At 61.9% G+C, this 24,892-nt stretch carries 24 protein-coding genes and 1 tRNA gene; 15 read left to right on the forward strand and 10 right to left on the reverse strand.

What is annotated here, in order from left to right; all coding sequences use genetic code 11:
• Positions 1-205 precede the first annotated feature (205 nt).
• The 8 genes from Q0K02_RS02025 (at position 206) to Q0K02_RS02060 (ending at position 7,288) form a co-directional block, all read left to right on the forward strand.
• A complete protein-coding gene (locus Q0K02_RS02025; protein ID WP_294484563.1) occupies positions 206-1,174 on the forward strand; it encodes a TOBE domain-containing protein in 969 nt (322 codons plus the stop codon).
• A gap of 52 nt (positions 1,175-1,226) precedes the next feature.
• Positions 1,227-2,048 (forward strand): substrate-binding domain-containing protein, encoded by an 822-nt coding sequence (locus Q0K02_RS02030; protein ID WP_294484568.1) that lies wholly within the window; start codon positions 1,227-1,229, stop codon positions 2,046-2,048.
• 57 nt (positions 2,049-2,105) lie between these two features.
• A complete protein-coding gene (locus Q0K02_RS02035) occupies positions 2,106-2,801 on the forward strand; it encodes an ABC transporter permease (protein WP_294484571.1) in 696 nt (231 codons plus the stop codon).
• The gene (locus tag Q0K02_RS02040; RefSeq protein ID WP_294484573.1) at positions 2,798-3,430 is read left to right on the forward strand and encodes an ABC transporter ATP-binding protein; all 633 of its coding nucleotides are present in this window, start codon (positions 2,798-2,800) and stop codon (positions 3,428-3,430) included. Before Q0K02_RS02035 ends, Q0K02_RS02040 begins: the two co-directional genes overlap by 4 nt.
• A gap of 52 nt (positions 3,431-3,482) precedes the next feature.
• On the forward strand, positions 3,483-3,938 hold the full coding sequence (locus tag Q0K02_RS02045; protein WP_294484576.1) for an MOSC domain-containing protein: 456 nt from the start codon (positions 3,483-3,485) through the stop codon (positions 3,936-3,938).
• Positions 3,939-3,952: 14 nt separating this feature from the next.
• Positions 3,953-4,990, forward strand: a complete 1,038-nt coding sequence (moaCB, locus tag Q0K02_RS02050; protein ID WP_294484578.1) for a bifunctional molybdenum cofactor biosynthesis protein MoaC/MoaB — start codon at positions 3,953-3,955, stop codon at positions 4,988-4,990.
• Between the two features lie 4 nt (positions 4,991-4,994).
• Positions 4,995-6,050: a GTP 3',8-cyclase MoaA gene (gene moaA / locus Q0K02_RS02055; RefSeq protein ID WP_294484581.1), complete on the forward strand. Its 1,056-nt coding sequence runs from the start codon at positions 4,995-4,997 to the stop codon at positions 6,048-6,050.
• 578 nt (positions 6,051-6,628) lie between these two features.
• Positions 6,629-7,288, forward strand: coding sequence for a GntR family transcriptional regulator (locus Q0K02_RS02060; RefSeq protein WP_294484584.1), 660 nt, complete (start codon positions 6,629-6,631; stop codon positions 7,286-7,288).
• Between the two features lie 583 nt (positions 7,289-7,871).
• On the opposite strand, the gene Q0K02_RS02065 is transcribed toward Q0K02_RS02060, so the two are convergent.
• Positions 7,872-7,956: transfer RNA gene (locus Q0K02_RS02065), tRNA-Leu, on the reverse strand.
• Positions 7,957-7,968: 12 nt separating this feature from the next.
• Entirely contained in the window at positions 7,969-8,373 is a 405-nt protein-coding gene (locus Q0K02_RS02070) for a hypothetical protein (RefSeq protein WP_294484586.1), read from the reverse strand.
• A 28-nt stretch (positions 8,374-8,401) separates the two neighbouring features.
• Between Q0K02_RS02070 and Q0K02_RS02075 the strand changes: the two genes are divergently transcribed.
• Together Q0K02_RS02075 and Q0K02_RS02080 are read left to right on the forward strand one after the other, a co-directional pair.
• On the forward strand, positions 8,402-12,001 hold the full coding sequence (locus Q0K02_RS02075) for a DUF3626 domain-containing protein (protein WP_294484589.1): 3,600 nt from the start codon (positions 8,402-8,404) through the stop codon (positions 11,999-12,001).
• 89 nt (positions 12,002-12,090) lie between these two features.
• A complete protein-coding gene (locus tag Q0K02_RS02080) occupies positions 12,091-12,558 on the forward strand; it encodes a type III secretion system chaperone (RefSeq protein WP_294484592.1) in 468 nt (155 codons plus the stop codon).
• Positions 12,559-12,636: 78 nt separating this feature from the next.
• Here the strand turns inward: Q0K02_RS02080 and proB are convergent, their stop codons facing one another.
• The 8 genes from proB to Q0K02_RS02120 form a co-directional block, all read right to left on the reverse strand.
• Entirely contained in the window at positions 12,637-13,779 is a 1,143-nt protein-coding gene (gene proB / locus Q0K02_RS02085; protein WP_294484595.1) for a glutamate 5-kinase, read from the reverse strand.
• On the reverse strand, positions 13,779-14,882 hold the full coding sequence (gene obgE / locus Q0K02_RS02090; RefSeq protein WP_294484596.1) for a GTPase ObgE: 1,104 nt from the start codon (positions 14,880-14,882) through the stop codon (positions 13,779-13,781). The genes proB and obgE overlap by 1 nt, the downstream gene beginning before the upstream one ends.
• A gap of 254 nt (positions 14,883-15,136) precedes the next feature.
• Positions 15,137-15,412, reverse strand: coding sequence for a 50S ribosomal protein L27 (gene rpmA / locus Q0K02_RS02095; protein WP_294445406.1), 276 nt, complete (start codon positions 15,410-15,412; stop codon positions 15,137-15,139).
• A 33-nt stretch (positions 15,413-15,445) separates the two neighbouring features.
• The gene (gene rplU, locus Q0K02_RS02100; protein WP_294484598.1) at positions 15,446-15,754 is read right to left on the reverse strand and encodes a 50S ribosomal protein L21; all 309 of its coding nucleotides are present in this window, start codon (positions 15,752-15,754) and stop codon (positions 15,446-15,448) included.
• An 810-nt stretch (positions 15,755-16,564) separates the two neighbouring features.
• Positions 16,565-16,987 carry a DUF1232 domain-containing protein gene (locus tag Q0K02_RS02105; RefSeq protein ID WP_294484601.1) on the reverse strand — a complete coding sequence of 141 codons (423 nt, stop codon included), beginning with the start codon at positions 16,985-16,987 and terminating at the stop codon, positions 16,565-16,567.
• A 294-nt stretch (positions 16,988-17,281) separates the two neighbouring features.
• Positions 17,282-18,916, reverse strand: a complete 1,635-nt coding sequence (groL, locus tag Q0K02_RS02110; protein ID WP_294484602.1) for a chaperonin GroEL — start codon at positions 18,914-18,916, stop codon at positions 17,282-17,284.
• A gap of 36 nt (positions 18,917-18,952) precedes the next feature.
• Complete coding sequence (gene groES, locus Q0K02_RS02115) at positions 18,953-19,234, reverse strand: co-chaperone GroES (protein ID WP_294484603.1); 282 nt, start codon at positions 19,232-19,234, stop codon at positions 18,953-18,955.
• 227 nt (positions 19,235-19,461) lie between these two features.
• Positions 19,462-19,809, reverse strand: a complete 348-nt coding sequence (locus Q0K02_RS02120; protein WP_294484605.1) for a hypothetical protein — start codon at positions 19,807-19,809, stop codon at positions 19,462-19,464.
• 58 nt (positions 19,810-19,867) lie between these two features.
• Here Q0K02_RS02120 and Q0K02_RS02125 point away from each other — a divergent pair, with 58 nt between their 5' ends.
• The 5 genes from Q0K02_RS02125 (at position 19,868) to pgm (ending at position 24,749) form a co-directional block, all read left to right on the forward strand.
• A complete protein-coding gene (locus Q0K02_RS02125; protein ID WP_294484606.1) occupies positions 19,868-20,617 on the forward strand; it encodes a carboxymuconolactone decarboxylase family protein in 750 nt (249 codons plus the stop codon).
• A gap of 107 nt (positions 20,618-20,724) precedes the next feature.
• Complete coding sequence (locus Q0K02_RS02130) at positions 20,725-21,177, forward strand: CBS domain-containing protein (protein WP_294484609.1); 453 nt, start codon at positions 20,725-20,727, stop codon at positions 21,175-21,177.
• Positions 21,174-21,956, forward strand: a complete 783-nt coding sequence (locus Q0K02_RS02135) for a hypothetical protein (protein WP_294484612.1) — start codon at positions 21,174-21,176, stop codon at positions 21,954-21,956. The genes Q0K02_RS02130 and Q0K02_RS02135 overlap by 4 nt, the downstream gene beginning before the upstream one ends.
• Positions 21,950-22,750 carry a SprT family zinc-dependent metalloprotease gene (locus Q0K02_RS02140; protein WP_294484616.1) on the forward strand — a complete coding sequence of 267 codons (801 nt, stop codon included), beginning with the start codon at positions 21,950-21,952 and terminating at the stop codon, positions 22,748-22,750. The genes Q0K02_RS02135 and Q0K02_RS02140 overlap by 7 nt, the downstream gene beginning before the upstream one ends.
• 346 nt (positions 22,751-23,096) lie before the next feature.
• Positions 23,097-24,749 (forward strand): phosphoglucomutase (alpha-D-glucose-1,6-bisphosphate-dependent), encoded by a 1,653-nt coding sequence (gene pgm / locus Q0K02_RS02145; RefSeq protein WP_294484617.1) that lies wholly within the window; start codon positions 23,097-23,099, stop codon positions 24,747-24,749.
• The last annotated feature ends 143 nt before the right edge of the window (positions 24,750-24,892 follow it).

Consider the following 24,892-nt stretch of genomic DNA (forward strand, 5'->3'; position numbering starts at 1 on the left):
GCTCATGCGGGTCTTTTCCGTTATATTGAAATGCGCATATTTTTTTGGAGAGCCTTGTATATGGAGTAGCGGATATTTTCACAGCAGATCGTCCCGGTCCCATCGCCGTTCATTTTGAAACGGCAGAGCTCTCCCCCGGTTCCCTTTTCAACGCTTCACGGAACCAAACCGCAACATTGCGAAGTGCGCCTTGCCTCAGGAACATTTGACCAGATCCATGCTTGAACAGCTCACCCTCCGCTGGGAAGCATGGGAAGCGGAAGCCACCACCACGGCGAAAAAGATCGTGCGTGCGAGGCTTCACCTTCTCTTTCTGCTCATCCGCTACGGCGGCCTCCGCCTCGGCGAAGCCCTGAACCTGCCCGTGAAGAACGCCGTGGACACCGTGACCGGCATGGTTCACATTCCCGACCCCGGCGGCCGCGACGTTTTGCTTCCCCTCTCCTGCATGAAGCATATCCGGCGCATTCTCAGCCTGCCCGAGGCCGAAGATCCCGCCTTTCTGCACTTCGATCAGGGCTTCGTGCGGCGCAAGTTCTACGCCGTGGCCCAGGGCATGGGACTTGCGCCGGGCATGGCCGGTCCGCGGGCCATACGCTACGCCCGCGGTCTGGAACTTCTGGAACTGCACGTGCCCTTCAACGTGGTGCAAGCCTTTCTCGGACAGCAGAAGTCCTCACAGATTGCGGAATTTCTCGAATTTGCCGGCGGCGAAGCCAAGCGCATCGTGAAGGATCACGCCCCGGCAGCAGGTCCGGACGACGAACCGGACAACTCGTTCATCGGCATCGTCACCGGTCTGGAAACCGGCATGCGCGCGGTGGGCGTGGAAGTCACCACCTTTTCCGATCTCGTCATCGCCGCCCTGTGCGACGCAAGACAGTTCATGGACATGGAACTTCACCTCAATCAGGTGGTCACCGCGTCCGTCGATCCCGAACAGATCGTGCTTTCCACGGAAAAAGCCGCCCTCAGCATTCAGGGGCCGATACGCGCAAGCGTGGCGGCCCTGCACAAGGACACGGCGGAAACCTTTCTCGTGCTGGAACTGGCCGACGGCACCAGAATGAACGCCGTGCAGGAAACCTCCGCCGTTTCGCGGCTCGGCCTCCGGCAGGGAAGCAGAGTGTACGTCAGCTTTCCCGCGCGAAGCGTCAGCCTCCGCACCGACTAGACACCACGCGGCTCTCGCAAGAGCGCCGCAAAACCTTATAAGGAGCATCTCCATGAATCATCTCGGCAAAGTCCTCTTCGGCACCCTGATCTCCCTCTCCTGCGTGCTTCCCGCGCAGGCCGCCGACTCCCTCATGATGGCCACCACCACCAGCACCCAGGATTCCGGCCTGCTGGAATACGTCGCGCCCGTGTTCAAGAAGGAAACCGGCATCGACCTCAAGTGGGTGGCCGTGGGCACCGGCAAGGCTCTTGAAATCTCCAAGAACTGCGACGCCGACGTGCTGCTCGTTCACGCCCCCGACGTGGAAAAGAAGTTCATCGACGACGGCTACGGCATCGATCGCCGTCAGGTCATGTACAACGACTTCGTCATCGTCGGCCCCAAGGCCGACCCCGCGAAGATCGCCGGCAAGACCACGGGCGAAGCTCTCAAGGCCATCTATGACGCCAAGGCCGGCTTCGTGAGCCGCGGCGACAAGTCCGGCACCCATTCCGCCGAACTCAAGCTGTGGAAGCAGTTCAACCTGAATCCCGACAAGGAACCCTTCTACATTTCCGCCGGTCAGGGCATGATGGCCACCCTCGCCATTGCCGCCGAAAAGGGCGCCTACGCCCTCACCGACCGCGGCACCTGGATCAAGTACGAAAGCCAGCAGGGCAAGAACAATCCTCTCGCCATCGTGGTGCAGGGCGACAGCGCGCTGTTCAATCAGTACAGCGTCATCACCACGAACCCCAAGCTCTGCCCCAACGTCAAGAAGGATCTGGCCGTGAAGTTTGAAGACTGGTGGGTGAACCCCAAGACCCAGAAGCTCATCGAAGACTACCAGCTTGAAGGCAAGCAGCTCTTCTTCCCCAACGCCGGCAAGTAAGCCAACCCGCGGGCCGGATTTCCGGCCCGCCTTCCATTTTTTTCCTCGCAGGTCATCATGGGATATTTCAGCGACGGCTTGCAGAAGGCCATCGACCTTCTGCTGCACATGGACGACGCCACCTTCTCCGCCATCGAGGCCACGCTCACATCCACGAGCTGCGCCCTCATCATTGCCTCCGTTCTCGGGCTGCCCCTGGGCTTTCTGCTCGGCTACACCAACTTTCCGGGCAAAAAGCTCATACGTCTCGTGTCCGATACGCTTCTGGCCTTTCCCACCGTGCTCATCGGCCTCGTCGTCTATGTGCTCATCACCTACCGCGGCCCGTTCGGTCAGTTCGGACTGCTCTTCACCGTGCCCGGCATGGTCATAGGTCAGAGCATTCTCGCCCTGCCCATCGTCGTCTCCTGGACGGCGCAGGCCGTGGAAAATCTGGACCGGCGCTGCCGGGAAACCCTGCTCACGCTCGGCGCATCCTCCACGCAGCTCGCCCTGCACACCATTCGCGAAATACGCTACGATCTCGGCATGGTCTGCGTGACGGCCTTCGGCCGCGTGGTCACGGAAGTGGGCGTGGCCATGATGCTCGGCGGCAACATCCGCTATTCCACGCGCACCATGACCACCGCCATTTCGCTGGAAACCAGCAAGGGCGAATTCGCGCAGGGCATAGCCCTCGGACTCGTGCTTCTGTTCATCGCCTTTCTGGTGAACTTTCTCATGACCTGGCTCAGACAAAAGGGGCGCGCATGAACACTCTTTTCGAGGCGCACGATCTCTGCAAGCGCTACGGCGACATCACCGCGCTGCGTCTCCCCTACTTTTCCATGGAAAAGGGAGAGACCGTGGCGCTCACCGGAAGAAACGGCAGCGGCAAATCCACTCTGCTGCGCCTGCTCGCCTTTCTGGAAAAACCGACGTCCGGCTCGCTGTTCTACGCCGGAAGTCAGACCGATCCGCGTCGGGAAATCACCCTGCTGCTTCAGGAACCCTACCTCATGAAGGCTTCCGTGTTCTGGAACGTGACGCTCGGTCTGCGCCTGCGCGGCCTCGACGCGGAACGCCAGCGCAAGGGCTACAGGGAAAGCATGCTCGCCGTGGGCTTCGCCGATCCCGACGGCATGGCCACCCGCGGACCGGGAGAACTTTCCGGCGGCGAACGCCAGCGCATCGCCCTTGCCTCGCGTCTTATTCTCTCTCCTTCCGTACTTTTACTCGATGAACCGACATCCAATGTTGACGCGGCAAGCGAAAAGGCCATACTCAATGTTGTGCGTACTCTGCGCAGCCGGGGCGTCAGCATCGTGTGCGCCACGCACGACAGAGACATTCCCGCCGCTCTGGAAGCCCGGGAGATAAGTATTGTCAACGAAAGGCTCTGAAAGGCCCGGTCACTAAAAAAACCAACCGTTTTCCGCAAGGATGGAGAATATCATGCGTATCGTTGCCGTATCCACGAGTGCCCGCAAGGGAGAAAAGAAAATCAATCAGCCTCAGGTGACCCTGGTGGCCAATCACGGCGTGGAGGGCGACGTCCATGCCGACGGCACCCATCGTCAGCTCAGCCTGCTGGCCATGGAAGACATTGAATACATGCGCTCCATGGGCGCCGACGTGCATCCCGGCGACTTCGCCGAAAACATCACCACCGAAGGCGTGGAACTCTATACCTGCCCCGTGGGCACCCGCTTCGTCATCGGCGACGACATCGAGCTCGTGCTCACCCAGATTGGCAAGGAATGCCACATGGGCTGCGCCATCCGCCAGCAGGTGGGCGACTGCATCATGCCGCGGCGCGGCGTGTTCTGCCGCATCCTCAAGGGCGGCGTGGTCAAGCCCGGCGACAGCTTCCGCATCACCTTCCGTCCCCAGGTTCTTCCCCAGGCGTAGGCATCGAGGCTCCCATGTCTGAATTCTCTCATATCGACGCCGCAGGCACCGCCCGCATGGTGGACGTGAGCGCCAAAAAAGAAACCAAGCGCACCGCCATCGCCCGGGCCGTGGTGGAACTCAATTCCCACACGCTGGAACTGCTCAAGGCCAAGGCCCTGCCCAAGGGCGACGTGCTCACCGTGGCGCAGGTGGCCGGCATCATGGCGGCCAAGCGCACCTCGGAACTCATTCCCATGTGCCATCCGCTGGGCCTCACCCATGCCGACGTGCGCTTCAAGGTGCAGGACGAACCGCCTTCCGTGCTGCTCGAAGCCTCGGCCAGCACGTCCGGCCGCACCGGCGTGGAAATGGAAGCCATCGTCGCGGCCCAGGTGGCGGCGGCCACCATCTACGACATGGTCAAGGCCGTGCAGAAGGACGTTATCATCCGCGACGTGCGCCTCATTCTCAAGTCCGGCGGCAAGAGCGGCCTGTTCAAGACCGACGATCCGCTGCTCTTCGAGGTGGAGGACACGCCTCTGCCCGCGCCGCGTCCCGCGCCCGAAGCCTGGACGGGCGAAGGACTCGCCGTGGCCTGCATCACCCTTTCCGACAAGGGCTACGCCGGCGACCGCGTGGACGAAAGCGGCCCCGCCCTGCTCGACATGCTCTCCGCGCTCTCTCCGGCCCGCCGTCAGCTCTTCCTGCTGCCCGACGATCCGCGGGCGCTGCGCAAGCTGGTCAGGGATCTTGCCGCGTCCGGCTGGGGACTCATCGTCACCACCGGCGGCACCGGCCTCTCGCCCCGCGACTTCACGCCGGAAGCCCTGATTCCCGTGCTGGATCGCCGTCTGCCCGGCTTTGAACAGGTCATGTTCGCCGAAGGGCTCACCCACACGCCGCGCGCCGTGCTTTCCCGCTGCCTTGCAGGCACGCTGGGACGCACCATGCTCATAGCCCTGCCCGGAAGCCGCCTGGCCGCGCAGGAAAATCTCGCCGCGCTCCTGCCCGTGCTGCCGCACGCGCTGGAAAAGCTCAACGGCGACATGAGCGACTGCGGAAGGAGCTAGCCTCATGGCAGAACCGCACGAAGACTACCCCGCCGTTCTCACCGACGCCCACGGCAGAACGGTGCGCTACCTGCGCATTTCCGTGACCGACCGCTGCAATCTCTGCTGCCGCTACTGCCGCGACGACAGCGTGCCCTTCATTCCGCACGAAAACATTCTGCGCTTTGAAGAAATCGAAAAGATCATTGAAATCGCCGTGAAGCTCGGCGTCCACAAGCTGCGCTTCACCGGCGGCGAACCCTTTGCCAGAAAGGGCTTTCTTGACTTTCTCATCAAGATTCACCGGCGCTTTCCGCAGGCGGCGCTCAAGCTCACCTCGAACGGCACCCTGCTTGCTCCGGCGCTCGACACGCTCAAGGAGCTCGGCGTGTCGGTCAACCTGTCCCTTGATTCGCTCGATCGCGCCAAATACGCGTCCATCACCGGCAAGGACGTGCTGCCCACCGTGCTCGACAACATGCACAGAATGCTGGAGCTCGGCATTCCGCTCAAAATAAACGCGGTGGCCATGCGCGGCGTCAACGACAACGAGCTTCCCGCCCTGGCCGCCATGGCCATGGACTGGCCCGTGGACGTGCGCTTCATCGAGTTCATGCCCATGGGCGATTCCACCATCTGGTCGAACAACCTGTTCTGGCCCGCGGCCGACATTCTGGAGAGCGCCCGCAGACACTGGCGGCTTGAACCCGTGGCCCTGCGCCGCAAGGACGGCCAGGAAAGCGAAGGCCATACGGCCGAAGAGCGCGGACCGGCCAAGCTGTGGAAGCTCATCACGCCGGAAGGAAAAGTCTCGAAGGGAAGCTTCGGACTCATCACTTCGGTGACGCAGAGCTTCTGCCAGTCCTGCAACCGCCTGCGCCTCACGGCGGAAGGCAATATCCGCACCTGCCTTTTCGACGACAGGGAATACCCCATCCGGGACGCCCTGCGCGACAAGGGCGAAGAGGAAGTGCGCCGCATCATGATCGACGCGGTGTCCCGCAAGCCCGTGGGCGCGGAAATTCTTGCCGCAAGCAACGGCCCCGTGGCACACAAGCGCATGTCCGCCATCGGCGGATAAGCGCGCCGTCTCCGCCGCCTCTGCGGCGCAAACCCGCAACGCTGACTTCTTCTCTCGGCGCGCCCTGAACTTCGGAGCGCGCCGACTTTTTTGCCCGCCTCAAGCGCAGACCGCCCCGTCCCGCGGACAACCTTTCTCCGTCGCACAGGCAAGACGTTCGCTCCGCCTCCATCACGTCATTATTAATTAACGCGCCTTTTCCCAACGCCTGCCGCAGGCTCCCGCGCTCTCCCTCGCGCCCTGCGTCCGCGCGCCCGAAATTTCCGCACGCGCGCCCGTTCTGCCTGAGCGTCCTGCCGCAACTTCCGAAGCGCGGAGGAAGTTGCTCCGCGCCGTCACATCTTCCGGCACAGACCAACGGCCTCCCTGAGGTTGCGTCCTGAACGGCGATAGGGCGCGTTCCGACGCTTTGCACGTTCTCCGCCATACAGAAAAGGTCTGCGCGAACCCCGAACGCCCGTCTTTTGCCGGGACTCCGAACAGGCATGTCCTTTTTGCAAAAAATAGCGTATCATGTCCTCCGACTGAACATTCCCGTTTCCGCACGGGCACGAGCATGCCGACAGGCAAGGTGGCGCATGAAAACTTCCACGGTAAAATCGCTTCAGGCCTACGAGCTCATCCGGGAGCTCATTCTTCAGGGAGAACTTCTTCCCGGCGCGCGGCTGGTTCTGGCCGATCTGGAAGAAAAGCTCCAGGTCGGCCGGGGCCCCATACGCGAAGCGCTCATGCGGCTCGACCGCTCCGGCCTCATACGCAATCTTCCCTACAAGGGCGCCGTTGTCGCGCCGCTGCCCACGGTGCGGGAAATCCGGCACATCTATGAACTTCGGGTGCATCTGGAATGTCTGCTCGCCACCGAGGCCATGAAGTACGCCGACGACAAGCACTGCGAAGACATCGAGGAGATTCTGCACGGCATGGAACAGGCCGCCGTGCCTTCCGCCACGCTGTTTCACGCCGACCGGGCCTTTCACGCGGCGCTGTACAAGGCTGCGGCCATGCCGCATCTGCTGGACACCGCCGATACGCTTGTGGATCACGTGGAAATCTTTCTGCATCACCGCTGCTACGCCGCGCAGGATCAGAAAACGCTGCTGGAACAGCACAGGGAAATTTTTGACGCTTTTCAGAAGAAGGACGAAGCCCGGCTTTGCGAGAGCCTGACGAACAATATCCTCATGGGGCTCCGTCTGATACAGAAGGAAATGGAACGCCGGGGAAAACAGTGCTGGTAGCAAGGCTCTGACGAGCGCTCTTCCGGCGACTCCGGGAAGACCGACCGGCAGAAAGCAAATGGGCCCAGCTCCCTGCGCGGCAAAGGCTCAAAAAAATCCCGCCCGCGGCAAACGGATTCCCCCTTCGCTCTTCCGTCCGGCGCGCTTTTCTCCGCTGCGTCGCCCGCACGTTTTCCGCGCTCCGCATTTCCTTTTCCGAAACAAGACACCCCTGTCCGCCCGTCAGACCGGCCGTACCGTCGAAAATTTCGCCGAACATCGCCGGGCCGACTGCAAGGAACTCGGGGCAGCATCGAACGCAAAGGCAGCGCATCATTGCCCGCGCGCGTTCGTCATCAGATTGACGTCGAGCCCTCAGGCACGCCTTGCAGGAACGACTTGTCCCTCCTCCGCTCCGCAATCCCCGCCCGGGAAAACGGTGCAAGCCATGCCCGTTTTTCTGCATGCGGGCGGATGCCGACTTTGCCGTCAACGGAACCCTCGCTCCGCGAAACGCGCCGCGCGTGCAACACGCCTGACGCGCGCGCAAAAAATGCATAAAAAAAGAGCTGCAAACCTCAGCTTGCAGCTCTCGCTCTCATAATGGTGCCCAGGGGGAGACTCGAACTCCCACGCCATTCGGCGCTACCACCTCAAGATAGTGTGTCTACCAATTCCACCACCTGGGCACGAGGAGGAACTTATAGAAAATTGTTCGCGCTGGCAAGCGTTTTTTTGCCGTTTTTCCAAAAAAATCTGTCTTTCTGCTCCGTGGTCAGGAAAAACATGCGTGTACATGCCGAAAAGAACCGAACACGGAGAGTCCGATGATGCAGAACGCTGCACTCTTCATTCCGCAAAAAGCCGTTCAGGCCGTCGGCGAAACGCCCGGCGAAGCACGCCGCAGCCAGCCTGCTCCGCCGCTTTCTCGAAGATGCCGCCTGAGGCGGCTTCCCCGTTCCCCTCTTGCCGGATCCGGCCACTTTTTCCAGAGCGTCCGTTTCTGTAGACAAGGGGCTGGGGAGCGGATATTTTTTATCAAAGCATTCAGCCGTGCCCGTTTTTCGGCATTTCGGCACGAAACTTGCTAGATCATGAGTATTCAATGCTCATCGTTTCCTCAAGGAGGATATCATGCCCCGCATACAGCCCGACCAGGTTTTGCACAGTCAGCTTGAAGCCCGCGGCATTACGGAAAAAACCGGCGTTTTCGGCAAACACAGAGTGCAGCTCGGCAAGGGAGAACCCATCCGTCTGGACAGCATAAAGGCCAACAAAGTTCCCTTTCAGGGCTTCACGACTGCCACAAAAATTGTCAGAGGCAAGGAAGGTCTCACCAGAAGCGCCGGCGATGCGCTTCAGGTGCTCAAGGAACCCGGCACGCTGAACGCGAAGGCGCTGCTCGGCAGCCTCAAAGCTGTGCAGGACTACATGACGCGGCTCGACAAGCTCGGTCAGCTTTCAGAGCAGCAGAAGGAAAGCCCCCTGTGGGCCTTTGCGCCCGCCGTGGAGCATCTGAGCAATGCGGAACTCGCCGCCGTGTATCAGGCCTTCACCACGGCGGACATGGATCTTCTGCAAAGCGCGCTCATGCGCGAAGGGCAGATCAACGCCAAGGCCGGGGACGCCCGCAGCGCCGCCTCGATGCTGTTCGACCTTCAGGCGCTGGTGCTCAAGGAAGTGAGCAACCGCTCCGTGCGCGGCATGGTGGACGACCTCGTGGCCGCGCATCCGGAAGACGCCTCGCTCACGGCCCTCAGAATGCCGCCGCGTCTCAGCGAGGAATACGGCGCGCAGGGCGCGGCCATAGCGCCTGCGCAGCCTCACGACATCACGCCCGCCAACCTGCGCACGCTCGTGGAAACCGCGGCCGAAAGCGCCACGACGCGAGAAAAGACGGCCGCCGGGGAAACGGAAGCGCTCCGCCGCCGCGATCTTCCTTCCGTATCCGTGAAGGAAATGGCCGACATTCTGCGCAGCGCGGAACTCACCATCAACGTCGACGTGGACGTGCTTCTGAGCGAGAGCGGCATCATGGCGCATCCCGACGAGCCGATGAAGAACATCTTTCATCTGGCCGCAGAAGAAACGCTCATCAAGGGCGAAGGCTACCTCGCCCGCCGCGACGCCGCGGAACGGCTGCTCTTCCCAGAGCTCGAAGGACACGCCGTGCAGGCCGACGAGCGTCCCGTGTACGGCGCGCTCAACGTGCAGGGCCGCAGAATAGGCGCCGTATCCGCAGGAGCGGGCTACGGCTCGGCGGCCATAGTGCTGAAGGACGACGTGGCAAGGCGCGCGACCTACATTGCCGAAGACACGTTCTATGCGCCCGTGGTCAACATGTCGCAGGAGCGCCGCGCGGACTTCTACGCGCTTCTCGACGGCGCGGGACTTCCGGCAGAATTCACCACGGCCTGCCGCGACGTGAACTCCGCCGAACACAAGGCGCTGGAAGCCTGGTTCGACAGCATCGCCAAGGTGCCGGACGCCCGCGCGTCCGCCTTCATCGCCCTGCCCTCGGGCATCGAATTCACCGACCTGGACCAGGAGTCTCACTTCAAGGCTCTGCTTCTGGACTGCTTCGGCGACCGCGCCGCCACGCGCAGTCTTCTGGCCACGCACGACAATCTCGAAGCGCTCATTCCCCACATGAGCACCTTCGACGGCAACGCGCTTGCTCTGGCCGCCATGAAGAATACCGACGGAAATCACCCCCGCGTGCACCTGACCGGAGCGCAGTACATAGAAGCGCAGATACAGGGACCGCTCGTCCCCTCCCGCGACATTGCCGAGATACGCATCAACATCGACGACGTGCCGGAAGAGAACCTCGAGGAGCTGAGGGCCCGCATGGCCGCCTTTGAGAAGCGCACGGGCATCCATGTAAACCTCATCGAAAACTTCGACCTCGGCAGGGAAGTGGAAGGCATCAACAGGCTGCATCAGGAAGAAAGAACGTTCCAGGTCAGTCATCTGGACAAGGAACGCATCGACGCCGAAGCCGAAGCCGTGCTCGCGGATCTTCCCGGACAGATCGCAAGATTCATCGAAGCCGAGCAGATAGGCGACAATCTTGCTCCGGGAACGCTCCGCCTTGAAGGCAACGCCCTTGCCGCTCTGGCCGGAAAGTTCATGCAGACCATCGCGGCCGACATGAAGAGCCTGAGTCAGGCAAGCCTGGATCCGCAGAGTCTGGTCCGGCAGGCCTTCCAGAAGACGGCAAAGCCCATGCTGCAGCAGAAGGCCGAACTTCTGACCGAGCTTGAGCGTCTTCCCTTTGCCACGAAGGCCCAGAAGGACGCCTTCGCCTTCTGGGTATGCAGCGCAAGGGTGCTGCGTTCCCCGGAAGAGCTGCGCATCATTCACACCCACGCCACGGCGCAGGCCAATGTTCTGCGCGGGCTCATGAACGCCGGAGCCGCGCCTTCCCCCGAAGATGTCTTCCGAAACATCGGCGCGCTCATGCAGAGAGCGTCCGAGGATCTCAACGACTTCATCCAGCACCTCGGCGACGCCGACTTCGGCGCGGACGACAAGGCCGCCGAGCTCGACCGCATCTCCTTCATGTCTCTGGCCATGCTCGAAAACGGCTCTCCCGCCGTGAATATGCAGGATTTGCAGCGTCTTCAGGCCCGGCTGAACTCTCCTGAGCAGCTGGGCTTCATGGGGCAGCTCTTTCAGGTCGGTCACCGCTCCGGAGACGAGGCTCTGGCGGATGCCGCGGACTTCGGCGTGATGAGCTCAACGCTCCTGCTCATGCAGCGCAACGCCGTCAACGCCTCAAGAGTGGCCGACGTCGCGTTCAAGGACGTGCCGACCTTCACGGCCGAGCTGTCGCTCATCCCGCAGTCCGCCCGCGAAGCCCTGCGCGCGGTGGCCCCGCAGACCGCCGCCGTTCTCGACAGGACGCATCCGGGCTATCCGGCCTTCCCCGCCGCGGCCGTGCCGACATCCATGCCCGCAGACGGCGCGCAGAGAAGAAACTTCCTCATCGCCAATCTCGACGCCTACATGAACCATGAACAGACCTTCGAGCGCGGCACCTCGGTGCACGGACGCGGCCATATCGCCCGCGCGTTCATCTTCGCCTCGGTCATGTGCTCCATGCTGGAGGAACAGGGCGTGCCCATGGACCGCAACGCCGTTCTGTGCGGCATCACGGGACACGATCTCGGCAGACAGGGCGGCGGCACCGACCGCTGGGAGGACAGAAGCGCCAACATGACCGTGGCCGCCATGAAGACCGCCTTCGGCGATGCAACGCTCGGCGCGGACTACGAGCAGGCCGTGAAGGACAGCATTGACGCCCACCGCGGGCAGACGCTGGAAGCCATGCTGCTCAACGCCGCGGACTCTCTGGACATAGGCCGCACGCAGGAATTCAATCCCGAGCGCTTCGCCTTCCTGCACGGCAAGGAAGGCGAGAAGCCCACGCAAAGCGCGGAGGCCATACGAAGAGAACTTGCCGTGGAGGCCGACAGGCTCCAGCGACTCACCAATCCGCTCTGCATGTCCCGCAACGTGCTGGACAAGCTCGTGCAGACGGCGGCCACGGCGCCCGCGCCTCTGGCCGAAAGATGCATGCAGGACAGGCGGGATATGCTCGACGCCATACGGGAAGATTTCGCCAGGGAATGGAACAAGGATGCGGACACCTTCATGCGCGGCATCGAAAAGGTGATAGCCGACCATGCGGACATCTTCCCGCTGCTTTCCAAGTACTACAGACCGTAACGCATGACCGGGGAGGGAGCCGGACTCCTTCCCCCTGAGAACAGTCCCGGAATCAACGCATGAGCCCACGCTCATCAAGGAGTTTTGCCATGGAATGGAACGCCGCGCTGGAGAGCTTCGGCAGCTCTCTGGGCATTGATGGTCTTGCCCCCGACGCCGACGGCAGCTGCTCGCTGCTTTTCGACGGCGAAAACGAAATCACCTTCACCCACGACGAGGAAGACCGCGCGCTCTTCATGTACAGTGAAATAGGCGACGCCGCCGATCTTTCCAGAAACGCCTGTCTGGCGCTGCTCGAAGCCTCGCTTCTCGGCGCCGAAACCGGCGGCGCGGCGCTCTCCGTTCACGGCGCGCTCGGCCGCGTCGTGCTCTGGAAGCGCTTCGACGACAGCGCTCTCACCTCCGACACCCTGGGCCTTGCCGTGAACGACTTTCTGGCACAGGTTGCCGTCTGGAAAAAGAAGCTGGCCGAACTCTGCTCCGCGCCCGGCCAGGAAGAGGCTCCGTCGGAAGGCGCGTCTCTCGATGCCATGAGCAACTTCGGCATGTTCGTCTGATCGACGGGGAGTTAAAACATCAGGGCCGGACCTGCGCAAGGCAGTCCGGCCCTTTTTGTTCTATAAGAAGACGCGATTCTACACCGCCGCGTTGATGAGCAGATTGTCTCTGTGGATGACTTCAGGGTAGTGCGCATCGCCGAGCGCGGCCGCGACTTCCACGCGGCGCAGGCCCTTGATGCGGTCCAGATCTTCCGAAGAATAGTTGCTCAGGCCGACGCCGATGTGATGCTCTCCGCACACGACGCGCACGAGCGCTCCGGGTTCAAAGCTGCCTTCCACGGCAATCACGCCGCCGGGAAGCAGGCTTCCGCCCTTCTCTTCCAGAGCGCGGGCCGCGCCTTCGTCCACCACAACGGTGCCCTGCGGCTCGGACTGATAGGCCATCCAGTACTTGCGGCGCGACACTGCCTGTTCTCCGGGGCACACCCATGTGCCCACATGCTCCCCGGCAAAGGCCCGGTCGAGAATGTCGGGGCGACGCCCGGGAAGAATGAGCGTGGGCACGCCGAGCTGCGCCGCGCGGCGGGCCGCCATGAGCTTGGAGCGCATGCCGCCGGTTCCCACACTGGTCTTGGCTCCGCAGAGCGATTCGATGTCCAGAGAGGCGATGTCCTCAATGCTGTCGAGGAAGGGAGCGGTTTCGCCCTGCGCAACGCTTGCGGGATTGACGGCCATCACGCCGTCCGCGCTGGTGAGATTGATGTAGAGATCCCCTTCCACAAGATTGAGAAGAAGACTCGCAAGCTGATCGTTGTCGCCGAACTTCAGCTCCTGCACGGCCACGGTGTCGTTTTCGTTGACAATGGGAACCACGCCCCAGTCGAGCAGATTCATGAACGTGTTGCGGGCGTTGAGAAAGCGGGTGCGGCTGCGCAGATCGTCCCTCGTGAGCAGCACCTGCGCGCACAAAAGTCCCTGCGCGGCAAAGGCGTGTTCGTACTCGCGCATGAGGCAGCCCTGACCGATGGCGGCCAGCGCCTGCTTGCCGGAAAGACCTTCCACCGTGCGTCCGCGATCCGGAAGCGCCGTTCTGCCCGCGGCCACCGCGCCGGAACTGACCAGACACACGCGCCTGCCCTGACGCGCCAGACGGGCGAGCTGCTCCACCAGATTGTACAACACGGAAAGATGCAGTCCTTCCACCGTGGTGAGCACGGCGCTGCCCACCTTCACCACCAGCGTATGCGCCGAGGCCAGAGTCTTTTCACGGGTATCCATTATTCGCGCGTCCATATCACTTCGATATCGGGGAATTCCTCGTCCACCACCACTTCGTCCTGATAATGGACAAGCGGATCATTGAAGTCCAGCTCGTCGCGCAGTTTCCACATGCGCTCGACAAGCTCCTCAAGACCTATCTGCTCGCGCGCGGAAATGAACACGATGTCACGACCGTCGGCTTTGGCGCGGGCCTTGACGGCATCCAGTTCTTCCGGCGTGCGCAGGTCGATCTTGTTGACCACTTCTATCTGACGACGCAGCGCAAGCTCGGGATCAAAGCGGGAAAGCTCGTCGTTGATGAGATCAAAGCCTTCCCACGGATTGTCGGCTTCGAGGTCCACGTCCTCCACGCTGAGAATATGCACCAGAAAACGCGTGCGCTCCACATGACGCAGGAAGCGGTCGCCGAGTCCCTGTCCGGTGTGCGCGCCTTCAATGAGACCGGGAATGTCGGCAATGACCATGCGTCTGTCCGGATCGCATTCGTCGATGAGCACGCCGAGATTGGGGGTCAGCGTGGTGAAGGGATAGGCGGCAATCTTGGGACGGGCCGCCGACACCCGGGACAGGAAGGTGGACTTGCCCGCATTGGGCAGACCGAGCAGACCGGCGTCGGCCAGAATCTTGAGTTCCAGGCGGAACGTCTTCTCTTCGCCGGGTTCGCCCTGCTGGGCAAAGCGCGGGGCGCGCATGGTGGACGACTTGAAATGTTCGTTGCCCTTGCCGCCGCGGCCGCCTGCGGCAAGAAGCACCAGCTTGTCCGGATCGGAAACGTCGGCAAAGAGCGCCTCGCCCTCGCCGGTGCGTTCGTAGAGCTGCGTGCCGGCGGGCAGTTCGATGACGAGATCTTCGCCCTTGTGGCCGTCGCACTGGCTGCCCATGCCGCCCTGACCGTTCTCGGCCTCGTAAATGCGCTTCAGACGGAAGTCGTACAGGCTGTAAAGCCTGGTGGAGGCCCGGGCGTACACGTTGCCGCCGTCGCCGCCGTTGCCGCCGTCGGGGCCGCCCTTGGCCACAAACTTTTCGCGGCGGAAGGAAACGCAGCCGTTGCCGCCCTTGCCCGCCTTCACCTGAATGGTGGCTTCATCCACAAATTTCATATGCTTTCCTCACGACTGGAGCGCATGAACCGCAAAAGCACGGCCGCGCCGTGGAAATCCGACGCCAGACGCCTTTCCGTGCCGAACCTGCCGAAAGCGGCGACGGGCCCGAACATTGCGCAACACGCGCCGGATTCAGAGTGGGGAGCCGGACAAGTCGCCGGATTCAGGCAGGGCCTGCTTCCCCGAACAAAGACGCAAAGGGCGAGAAGAGCCACAGCCCTTCTCGCCCCAAAATCATACCGAAAGCGCGATTACGCCGCGGCTTCCGCGGGCACGATGCTCACACGCTTGTGAACGCGACGCTTGCGGAGGAACTTTTCAAACTTCACAACGCCGTCGCACTTGGCGAAAAGGGTGTAGTCGCGGCCCATGCCGACGTTGGCGCCGGGATAGACCACAGTGCCGAGCTGACGAACGATGATGTTGCCGGCAAGAACATGCTGGCCGCCGAAGCGCTTCACGCCTCTGCGCTGACCTTCACTGTCACGACCGTTGCGGGAGCTGCCGCCTGCTTTTTTATGTGCCATGATGAAACTCCTTGGAAAATAGCGGTACGCCCGTTAGGCGACGATACCGGTAACAGTAAGAACGGTGTATTCCTGACGATGACCCTGAGTGCGGCGTTCGGCCTTGCGGCGCTTGTGCTTGAACACCACGACCTTGTCGCCGAGAATGTGATCAACGACCTTGGCGGTCACCTTGGCGCCCTCCACGACGGGGGTGCCGATCTTGGCGCTTTCGCCGCCGATCATGAGCACGCGGTCGAGGGACACTTCGCTGTCCTTTTCAGCGTCCATGCGGTCGACAACAACCTTGTTGCCTTCCTGAACGCGGTACTGCTTGCCGAGCACTTCAACAATAGCGTACATTAAAACCTCCGAAAAACGGGTCAGAAATGAAGCCTGCTTCCCATACTACAGGTAAACCGGCGAACCGGAAGCCGACAATGCGGCGCACACTCCCTGAATGATGCTGGCAGGCATGACGACCTGTTCCCGTCAGTCGGTGCAGGTGCATCCTTCAAAAGAAGGACGACTTTTCCATTACAGGCAAGTGCATAGATGTCCTGTTCGGACATACGAAGGACGTTCATATCCCGTTTTTCTGCAAATGGCAAGTCATTTCCCCGCCTCCGGGAAATTTTTTGTTCCGGCGCTCCGGCCTTGCCGCCGCGCACCGTCCCGGCAGAGTTCAAGAATCGTCCTGCGCATGATCTGCGCGGAGCGAGCCTCGCCCATCAAAGATGTTCCGGGGAATGCGGGGGAATCTCGTCAGTCAAGGAGTCTCCGGGGCCGCGGGGGCAACCGGGGCGGCGACTGCGAAGGAGGCCGAAGCACACATGCCCTGCGCTCGGGGAGAAACCTGATCCAGCCTGTGCGTCACACTTTCGACGACGGCGCATGCCCCGCGCGCAGGGAGAATCGTCGGCAGGCCCGCCGCGCGCGTCACGGCCCCCTCTCCTGAGCAACGCTTCTCTTTTTGCCGGAAAACGGCAGCGAGAACCGCACGCCGCCCCCAGTTCAGGCGATGATTATTCGCCGCCCGTTCCGCCCTGCTCCGAGCGGCACAGGCCCGTGCTCGTGACTCCCGCCTGATCAATCTCCCGATCTGCTCAAGCGCTCAGGCCCGGACTGGCGTCGTTCTCAAAAAAACGCGCGACGCCGCGTTTCTGCCGGGCCCTATCCTTTTTTAAGCATCTTGTCCGCCGCGCCCAGCCAGCGCGCCAGTGCCGCGTCGGCCTTGGCTTTCGACGCATCGTCCACATACATGGCCACGGCCGCAAGCGCCGCCGCAAGAATGCCGATGTCGTCGGTAAAGCCGAACACCGGAATCAGATCGGGCACGATGTCCGCAGGAAGAATCAGATAGCCCAGCGCGCCGAGAATGATGGCCCGCGTCTTTCCAGGCAGATCCTTGCGCTGCAGCGTGTAGTAAAGAATGAGCGCCGAGCGCAGCCCTTCCTTGCCTATGGTTCCGGCAAAACGCAGCAGCTTCGTGTGAAACGCTTCCTCGGAATAGGCCCGGCTGTACTTCTCGTCTGTCACCAGTTCCGGCTCCACCACTTTTCGCTCTTCATTTCGCTCTTCATCATGTTCCGTCATCATCATCTCTCCCGGCATAGGCTCAGGTTCTTTCCCGTATATTTAAATGTATGTCCGTTTCCGGCGCAGGGCAATCCCCGCGCCGCAGCGTCCGCTTTTACGCCCTGACCAGTGTGAAATCCCTGATGGCCTCCACGCGACATCCGGCCGACGCTGGCGCATCGCGCCTTTGCTGATGGCGGGCACTCCCCGCGCCGCAGCACGGCGAAAAGTCGCGGATACGAAAAAGGGGAGCCGCCTACGCGGTTCCCCTTTTCTATCAGGCGCGACGGGCAAAAGCCCGTCGGAGCGTTTTTAGTACATGCCGCCCATGCCGCCGCCCATGCCGGGCGCAGCAGGAGCCGCAGGCTCAGGCTTGGGCAGTTCAGCAATGGCGCATTCGGTGGTCAGCAGGAGAGCGGCCACGGAAGAGGCATGCTGCAGAGCGAAGCGGGAAACCTGCTTAGGATCAATGATACCGGCAGCCATGAGGTCTTCGTATTCGCCGGTAGCGGCGTTGAAGCCGAAGCCGTCCTTGCCTTCGCGAACCTTTTCCACAACCACGGAGCCTTCAAAGCCGGCGTTGGCGGCAATCTGGCGCAGAGGTTCTTCCACAGCGCGGCGAACGATGTTCACACCGGCCATCTCCTCTTCGGTGGCTTCGATGTCGTCCAGAGCGGGCAGGCAGCGGATGTAGGCAGTGCCGCCGCCAGGCACGATGCCTTCGGCAACAGCGGCGCGGGTAGCGTTCAGGGCGTCCTCAACGCGGTCCTTCTTTTCCTTCATTTCGGTTTCGGTAGCGGCACCGACCTTGATCACAGCCACGCCGCCGACCAGCTTGGCCAGACGTTCCTGCAGCTTTTCGCGATCGTAATCGGAAGTAGCTTCGGAGATCTGGGCGCGGATCTGAGCAACACGGGCCTTGATGTCGGCGGACTGACCGGCGCCGTCAACGATGGTGGTGTTGTCCTTGTCGATGTGGACGCGCTTGGCGGTACCGAGGTTGGCAAGGGTGAAGTTTTCGAGCTTGACGCCCATTTCTTCGGAGGCAACGGTGCCGCCGGTGAGAATGGCGATATCCTGGAGCATGGCCTTGCGGCGATCGCCGAAGCCGGGAGCCTTGACGGCGGCCACCTGCAGGGTGCCGCGCAGCTTGTTCACCACGAGGGTGGCGAGGGCTTCGCCTTCCACGTCTTCAGCAATGATGAGCAGAGGACGGTTCATCTTGGCCACCTGTTCGAGGACAGGCAGCATTTCCTTCATGCCGGTGATCTTCTTTTCCTGAAGCAGGATGAAGGGGTTCTCAAGATCGCACACCAGCTTTTCGGCGTCGGTCACGAAATAGGGGGACAGGTAGCCGCGGTCGAACTGCATGCCTTCCACGGTTTCCAGAGTGGTTTCGAGGCCCTTGGCTTCTTCAACGGTGATGACGCCTTCCTTGCCCACCTTGCTCATGGCTTCGGCAATGATGTTGCCGATGGTGGGATCGGAGTTGGCGGAAATGGTGCCGACCTGGGCGATTTCCTTCTGATCGCGGGTGGGCTTGGCGATGTTGCCGAGCTCAGCGGTGATGGCGGCCACGGCCTTGTCGATGCCGCGCTTGATGGGCATGGGGTTGCGGCCGGCGGCCACGAGCTTCACGCCTTCATGATAAATGGCCTGAGCCAGAACGGTGGCGGTGGTGGTGCCGTCGCCGGCGGCGTCGTTGGTCTTGGAGGCCACTTCGCGAACGAGCTGAGCGCCCATGTTCTCGAACTTGTCTTCCAGTTCAATTTCCTTGGCCACGGTCACGCCGTCCTTGGTGATGACGGGAGCGCCGTAGGCCTTTTCAATGAGAACGTTGCGGCCCTTGGGGCCGAGGGTGACCTTCACAGCATTGGCAAGCTTGTCCACGCCAAGGGCCAGACGTTCGCGGGCCTTGGCATCGAAAAGAATCTCTTTAGCAGACATGATATGTTCTCCGGAAAAATAGGAAGTTGTACGAAGTTAGTCGAGAATGGCGAGGATATCTTCTTCGCGCATGATGATGTGATCGGCGCCGTTGACCTTGATTTCAGTGCCGGCGTACTTGGCGAACAGCACGATGTCACCGGGCTTCACTTCCATGGCGACGCGTTCGCCCTTGTCGTTCAGCTTGCCGGGGCCGCAGGCAATGACTTCGCCCTTGGAAGGCTTTTCCTTGGCGGCATCGGGGATGAACAGACCACCAGCGGTCTTTTCTTCGGATTCAAGGCGTTTCACGAGCACACGGTCATTCAGGGGTTTCATTACCCATATCCTCCCAAAAAATTTTGTTGTCACTGATGGCGTTTCAGCGCTCCCGGCATGCGCCGGAAAAAGGACAGGATAGAAGCGCTGATCGCATTGTCGCAGGAGAATTGCGCTCCCGGCGACGAACCATAAATAAGCCCGCTTTCGCAGTTGAAAAGGGGCAGAAACGATTTTTTTTTGACTTTTTCTTGATCTGTAAATAAATATCTTTTAATTTCATTATATTACAAATAAAAATAAATTTGATTTTTCTTTGCGTCCGGCGCGTTTTCCTCACGTTTTCCGAACATTCCGCCGTATTTTCCGTCTTTTTCCGCGCCTGTTTTTCCCGGCTTTCTGCGCCCGCAGCGGCGAGAAAAACGCGCTTGTCCCCGTATTTTTCCGCGCCTCTCCCCCTTCGCGCCGAACGCTCCCTCCCCTTCGGCGCGCTTCTCCGCTTCCACCGCAATCGGCAGATTCAGGCAAGAATTAGAGAGAAACGGCACTGGCTTCCGGCGCTCGGCGAAACTATGCTGCTTCCGTGCGTCGGAGAGCTCAAGACTGCGCCGCCTTTTGCGGCAGCCATCCACCATTTTTGCGGCAGCCTTTCAAGCTCCGTCCACGCAACACCATCAATTCCGGAGGGGAATCATGAACGAATGCAAAGTGCGCGACGCCTGCGCCGCCGTTTCCGAATCCAGAGCCGATCTTGCCCGCAACAATCCCGACGTCGCCGCCATGCGCGCCCGTCTCGAACGCGACGCCTTTTCCCGTCAGGGCGCGCTTTCCACAATCAAGAAGCATCTTGTGACGCTCTCCGCCCTCACGGCGCTGCGGGCCGTCAGCAACATCAGAGAAAAAACGGAAGCCGCGCTTGCGGACGGCGTTTCCCCTGTGCAGATCCGCGAAGCCGTGTATCAGTGCGCGCCCTATGCCGGATTTCCCGCCACGGAAGACGCCCTGCGGGAAGTCGATGCGGCGTTTTCCGCGCGCGGCATCGCCCTGCCGCTGGAAAATCAGGCCACGGTCACGGATGAAAACCGCTTTGAAAAGGGACTTGCCGTGCAGAAGGGCATTTTCGGCGACGTCATCGACGCCATGCACGCCTCCGCGCCCGAAGGCCAGAAGGCCATCATGGTGGATCATCTTTCCGCCTTCTGCTTCGGCGACATCTACACGCGCAACGGACTCGATCTGAAAACCCGCGAACTGCTGACCTTCTCCATCATCAGCGCCCTCGGCGGATGCGAATCGCAGGTCAAAAGTCACGTGCAGGGCAACGCGAACGCAGGCAACGCCAAGCAGGAACTCATCGACGCTCTGGAAGTGTGTCTGCCGCTCATGGGCTTTCCCCGCACGCTGAACGCGCTCTCCTGCGTCAACGCGGTGATGCCCGACTGAGAACGTCTCGCTGTCGGCGGAGGCCTTGACAGTTTTCTCCCTTGTTCTTTTAATGGATACAACGCAAGGAGCGTTATACAGAAAAAGAACCTTGCTGGAGGAAACTTATGAAGACTGCCGCCGACATCATGACAAAGAACCCCGTTACCGTCACTCGCGACACCACCCTGCGCGACGCGGCCCGGCTTCTGCTCGACGGGCATTTCAACGGACTTCCCGTGGTGGAGGACGACCGGCTCATCGGCATACTCACGCAGTCCGACCTCATTTCTCTGGACAAGAAGCTCGAAACGCCGGGATACTTTCTGCTGCTCGGCGGCGCCATTCCCATGCAGATGCCGGGCAAATTCTCCCGTGAGCTGCGCCGCATGGCCGCAAGCACGGTGGGCGAGGTCATGAGCTCCGATCCGCACGCCATCACGCCGGCAACCACGGTGGACGAAATCGCCACGCTCATGGTGGAACAGCGCTACTACACCCTGCCGGTTCAGGAAAACGGACGTCTCGTGGGCGTGGTCGGCATGGAGGATCTGCTCAAGCGACTCGCCGCCGAAGAATGATTCTCCGTTTCTTCGCCCTTTTCATGCTCACTCTGGCAGCCATCCCCTCTGCGGGATGGCTGGTTCTCATCTGCGCCGATTTTCTCTCGCTGGACGACTGTCTTGCTCCGCAGCCCGGCTGGACGGCCTTTGCGCTCATCATCGCCCTCTCGCTGATTCTGCCGCCCGCGCTGCACGGCTGGCCGGATCACACGCGCCCCCTGCGCGACGTCGTGCGCGAAACGGCCCGCGCCATGCTGTTCTCCCTGTCCCTGTTCGCCGTGATCTTCTTCATCGGCGCAAGGCCGATCTTCCAGTGGTTCCGGGTGCCGGAACTCATGCTGCCCATGGCGGCGGCATTTCTGGCTCCGCTCATCTCCTGTCCGCTGCTCTACGTTTCCTACAAAATAGCCGTCGTTCTGCTTCCCCGTCCGGGCCCGTCCGACCCCAGGCCCCGCGCCATGCAGGCGTTCGGCGCGCTCTCGCTGATATTTCTCCTTGTGCTGATTGTCCATGCCTTCGTTCTCCCCGGCGCTCTTTCCATCGTCCATGCCGGCAGGCAGAACATGATCGCCGCGGCATGGCGCTTCTTTGCCCTGCGCCATGTGCTCGCCGTGTGCGGCAACGCGGGCTTTGCCCCGGCGTGGGGAGGCTGCTGCCTGATTTTTGTGCTGGACATGGCGCAGGCCGTGCCCGGAGCCGGAGCGGCGGAACTTGCGGTCATGGCCCTGCTTCTTGCGCTCATGGTCGCAAGCTGCGCCTGCCTGCTTCTGCCCTCCAGCAGGAAGTGGCTATGCTGACGCCCTTCCGCAAAAAACGTTCCTCCAGACAAAAAAACGCCAGGCGCATTCTCGAAGAGCAAAACGTCACCCTGCCCGACGCCGACCTTTCCTTTCTCTTTCAGCGCGACGGCTGCCGCACCCTGCGCATGACGGTTCGCGCCGACGGTTCGGTGCGCGTCAAGGCTCCGGCGTCGATCCCCTGGGAAAACGTGCTCGCCTTCGTGCGCTCCCGTCTGGACTGGGTGCGGGAAAAGCGCGCGTTTTTTGCCGAGCATCGAGGCGTGCCGGCTCCCGCGCGTGAAGGCTCCACGGCGCTCTACCTCGGCAGAGCGTTCACCCTGCGCCCGGTTCCCGCCCGGCGAAACGCCCGCGCACATTTTCTAGGAAATACGCTGGAACTGCCCTGTCTGCACCCCGGCCTCGACGACGAGGCCAGAGACCGCGCCGTGGAAAGGGCCTTTCTGCGCTGGAGGCTCGAGGCGGCAGGCCTGATGCTGGGCCGACGCCTGACCCGCCTGGATGAGCACGTCCGCAAGACGCTCGGCGACAGCGCCGCCGCGCATTCGCTCACCGTGCGCAGCCTCAAACGCCGCTGGGGAAGCTGCTCGGTCCGGGGCGACATCACCCTTGCCGCCCAGCTTGTGGAAATGCCCCTGCCGCTCATCGACTACGTGATCTGTCACGAACTGTGCCACCTGAGGGCCATGAATCACGGCCCCGCCTTTCATGCACTGCTCCGCACGCTGCTGCCCGACGCCGGAGAACGGGAAAAGCTCATCCGCATCTGGGGGCTGGAGCATCCGCGAACGTAGCGCCCGCCAAAAGCCCGCCGTTCCTGCCCCGGAACGCAGCGTTGCCCCGCCATCTCACGTCGTCCGGTCATGGTCCGACAAGTTCTCCGACGCCTCCGGATTTTCGGGCCTCTTTCGCGCGTCCTGTGCGGGAGCCTTCCGCGCGACCGCCGCAGACCCGGAAAGCATCGCGAAGGTCGAGCTTCCGCGCGCATCCGGCAGACCAGCAAAAGCCTCCCCCTGCGGGCGGAAAAATCTTGCGCGCAATGCCCCGCAACGCCTCTCTCCCATATTAACAAGCTCCGCCTTTCCGTGTAGTCTGACGGCAAAGCATTCTGTCACCTCTGCCATTTTCCGGAGACTCGCCATGGCCCTTGATCCTCAGGCGGGCAAACTGCCCCGCCCCGACCAGCTCACCGACATTCCCGCTCTCATTTCCTCCTACTACACCTATGAACCTTCCGCCGACATTCCCGAACAGGCCGTAAGCTTCGGCACGTCCGGACATCGCGGCTCCTCCCTGCGCACCAGCTTCAACGAAGCCCACATTCTTGCGGTCACGCAGGCCGTGTGCGACGTGCGCAAGGCCGAAGGCGTCACCGGTCCGCTCTTCCTCGGCAAAGATCCTCACGCCCTTTCCGAACCCGCCTGGCGCACCGCTCTGGAAGTGCTCGCCGCCAACGGCGTGGTCACCATGGTCCAGACCGGCCACGGCTACACCCCCACTCCCGCCATCTCCCACGCCATCCTCAGCTGGAACCGGCAGTCCACCGCCACGGCGGACGGCATCGTCATCACGCCTTCCCACAATCCGCCTCAGGACGGCGGCTTCAAGTACAATCCCCCGCACGGCGGCCCGGCCGACACCACCCTCACCGCCCGCATTCAGGACCGCGCCAATCAGCTCCTTGAAGACGGCAACAAGGACGTCAGGCGCATCAGCCTCTACAAGGCGCTGCGTTCCGGCCTCGTGCAGGATCACGACTACGTTTCCTGCTATGTGAACGATCTTTGCAACGTCATCGACTTTCCCGCCATCGCCGCCTCCGGCCTCAAGCTGGGCGTGAACCCCCTGGGCGGCGCAAGCCTCGCCTACTGGGCCCCCATCGCCGAAAAGTACGGACTGAACATCGAAAACACCAACAATCAGTACGATCCCACCTTCCGCTTCATGCCCCTCGACCACGACGGCAAAATCCGCATGGACTGCTCTTCCCCCTACGCCATGGCCGAACTTTTGAAGCTCAAGGATCGTTTCGACATCGCCTTTGCCTGCGATCCCGACTCCGACCGACACGGCATCGTCACGCCCGAAGGCCTCATGAATCCCAACCACTACCTCTCCGTGGTGGTGGACTTCCTCATCCGCGACAGCAAGGACGGCTTCCGCAAAAACTGGCGTCCCGACGCCATGATAGGCAAGACCGTGGTCACGAGCTCCATGCTCAACCGCGTGGCCGAAGCCCACGGCCGCAAGGTCATGGAAGTGCCCGTGGGCTTCAAGTGGTTCGTGCCCGGCCTGCATTCCGGCACCTGCTGCCTCGGCTGCGAAGAGAGCGCCGGAGCCTCCTTCCTGCGCGCCGACCGCCTGCCCTGGAGCACCGACAAGGACGGCCTCATTCTCTGCCTGCTGGCCGCGGAAATCACCGCCAAGACCGGAAAGAATCCCTCCGTGCTCTATCATGAACTCGAAGAAAAGTTCGGCGCGCCCGTGTATCGCCGCATCGACTCGCCCATGACGCCGGAAATGAAGGCCGCCTTCAAGACCATCTCTCCCGACGACGTGACCATGACCACCCTGGCCGGCTCGCCGGTCAAGGCCGTGCTCACCAAGGCTCCGGGCAACAACGCGCCCTTCGGCGGCCTGAAGGTGGTCACCGACGACGGCTGGTTCGCCGTGCGTCCTTCCGGCACCGAACCCATCTACAAGCTGTACATGGAAGACTTCAAGGGCGAAGAACACTTCCAGAAGATGCAGGAAGAAGCGCAGAACTTCCTGAACGGTCTGGCCAGGGCCTGATCGATTTTCCTCCCATAGCAAGAAAGACGCGGCTCCGGTCGCGTCTTTTTTCATGCCCGAACGCCGGGGCTAAGCAGCGACCGACGGAGGCTTCAGCGTCCGCCTGCGGTCATCGCCGGAGCGCCGGGGCGAAACTTTAAGCT

This window comes from uncultured Mailhella sp., assembly GCF_944324995.1.
Taxonomy (GTDB): domain Bacteria; phylum Desulfobacterota; class Desulfovibrionia; order Desulfovibrionales; family Desulfovibrionaceae; genus Mailhella.

What these genes read in the sequence shown, in the direction of transcription:
- Q0K02_RS02120 (WP_294484605.1), bottom strand. Translation starts at nt 19,809, where the DNA reads ATGGTGGATGGCTGCCGCAAAAGGCGGCGCAGTCTTGAGCTCTCCGAC.
- Q0K02_RS02080 (WP_294484592.1), top strand. Translation starts at nt 12,091, where the DNA reads ATGGAATGGAACGCCGCGCTGGAGAGCTTCGGCAGCTCTCTGGGCATT.
- groL (WP_294484602.1), bottom strand. Translation starts at nt 18,916, where the DNA reads ATGTCTGCTAAAGAGATTCTTTTCGATGCCAAGGCCCGCGAACGTCTG.
- Q0K02_RS02140 (WP_294484616.1), top strand. Translation starts at nt 21,950, where the DNA reads ATGCTGACGCCCTTCCGCAAAAAACGTTCCTCCAGACAAAAAAACGCC.
- pgm (WP_294484617.1), top strand. Translation starts at nt 23,097, where the DNA reads ATGGCCCTTGATCCTCAGGCGGGCAAACTGCCCCGCCCCGACCAGCTC.
- Q0K02_RS02135 (WP_294484612.1), top strand. Translation starts at nt 21,174, where the DNA reads ATGATTCTCCGTTTCTTCGCCCTTTTCATGCTCACTCTGGCAGCCATC.
- Q0K02_RS02060 (WP_294484584.1), top strand. Translation starts at nt 6,629, where the DNA reads ATGAAAACTTCCACGGTAAAATCGCTTCAGGCCTACGAGCTCATCCGG.
- proB (WP_294484595.1), bottom strand. Translation starts at nt 13,779, where the DNA reads ATGGATACCCGTGAAAAGACTCTGGCCTCGGCGCATACGCTGGTGGTG.
- Q0K02_RS02125 (WP_294484606.1), top strand. Translation starts at nt 19,868, where the DNA reads ATGAACGAATGCAAAGTGCGCGACGCCTGCGCCGCCGTTTCCGAATCC.
- Q0K02_RS02035 (WP_294484571.1), top strand. Translation starts at nt 2,106, where the DNA reads ATGGGATATTTCAGCGACGGCTTGCAGAAGGCCATCGACCTTCTGCTG.
- rplU (WP_294484598.1), bottom strand. Translation starts at nt 15,754, where the DNA reads ATGTACGCTATTGTTGAAGTGCTCGGCAAGCAGTACCGCGTTCAGGAA.
- obgE (WP_294484596.1), bottom strand. Translation starts at nt 14,882, where the DNA reads ATGAAATTTGTGGATGAAGCCACCATTCAGGTGAAGGCGGGCAAGGGC.
- groES (WP_294484603.1), bottom strand. Translation starts at nt 19,234, where the DNA reads ATGAAACCCCTGAATGACCGTGTGCTCGTGAAACGCCTTGAATCCGAA.
- Q0K02_RS02105 (WP_294484601.1), bottom strand. Translation starts at nt 16,987, where the DNA reads ATGACGGAACATGATGAAGAGCGAAATGAAGAGCGAAAAGTGGTGGAG.
- Q0K02_RS02040 (WP_294484573.1), top strand. Translation starts at nt 2,798, where the DNA reads ATGAACACTCTTTTCGAGGCGCACGATCTCTGCAAGCGCTACGGCGAC.
- moaA (WP_294484581.1), top strand. Translation starts at nt 4,995, where the DNA reads ATGGCAGAACCGCACGAAGACTACCCCGCCGTTCTCACCGACGCCCAC.
- rpmA (WP_294445406.1), bottom strand. Translation starts at nt 15,412, where the DNA reads ATGGCACATAAAAAAGCAGGCGGCAGCTCCCGCAACGGTCGTGACAGT.
- Q0K02_RS02130 (WP_294484609.1), top strand. Translation starts at nt 20,725, where the DNA reads ATGAAGACTGCCGCCGACATCATGACAAAGAACCCCGTTACCGTCACT.
- Q0K02_RS02045 (WP_294484576.1), top strand. Translation starts at nt 3,483, where the DNA reads ATGCGTATCGTTGCCGTATCCACGAGTGCCCGCAAGGGAGAAAAGAAA.
- Q0K02_RS02075 (WP_294484589.1), top strand. Translation starts at nt 8,402, where the DNA reads ATGCCCCGCATACAGCCCGACCAGGTTTTGCACAGTCAGCTTGAAGCC.
- moaCB (WP_294484578.1), top strand. Translation starts at nt 3,953, where the DNA reads ATGTCTGAATTCTCTCATATCGACGCCGCAGGCACCGCCCGCATGGTG.
- Q0K02_RS02030 (WP_294484568.1), top strand. Translation starts at nt 1,227, where the DNA reads ATGAATCATCTCGGCAAAGTCCTCTTCGGCACCCTGATCTCCCTCTCC.